This is a genomic window from Actinacidiphila oryziradicis, from assembly GCF_005047355.1.
Lineage (GTDB): Bacteria > Actinomycetota > Actinomycetes > Streptomycetales > Streptomycetaceae > Actinacidiphila > Actinacidiphila oryziradicis.
Genome location: NZ_SUMC01000386.1, coordinates 1 through 555 on the forward strand (window position 1 = coordinate 1; position 555 = coordinate 555).

Sequence of the window (555 nt, forward strand, 5' to 3'; positions counted from 1 at the left end):
CTGCGCGCGGCCGGCGTCGAGGCGTTCGGCGTACCGCTGGACGTGACCGACGACGCGAGCGCGACCGCCGCCGCACGGCTGATCGAGGAGCAGGCCGGGCGCCTCGACGTGCTCGTCAACAACGCCGGCATCACCGGTGGCATGCCGCAGGAGCCCACCCGGGTCGATCCCGCCACCATCCGGACGGTCGTGGAGACCAACGTGATCGGCGTCATCCGCGTCACCAACGCGATGATGCCGCTGCTGCGCCGCTCTGCCTCGCCGCGGATCGTGAACATGTCCAGCAGTGTCGGTTCCCTCACCCGGCAGTCAGGAACCGCTGGTGAGCAGACGACGGGTCCGGTGGCCGTGGCGTACGCGCCGTCGAAGACGTTCCTGAACGCCGTCACCCTTCAGTACGCCCGGGAGTTGAGCGGCACGAACATCCTGATCAACGCCGGCTGCCCCGGCTTCGTCGCGACCGACCTCAACGGCTTCCGCGGCGTGCGCACCCCCGAACAGGGCGCGGCGATCGCCATCAAGCTCGCGACCCTGCCCGACGACGGCCCGACCGGC

At 70.8% G+C, this 555-nt stretch carries 1 protein-coding gene; it reads left to right on the plus strand.

All coding sequences use genetic code 11. The features are described 5' to 3' along the window. Positions 1–555: SDR family NAD(P)-dependent oxidoreductase (locus tag FCI23_RS56025; protein ID WP_136731809.1), on the plus strand; the 555-nt coding region annotated here is incomplete at both ends.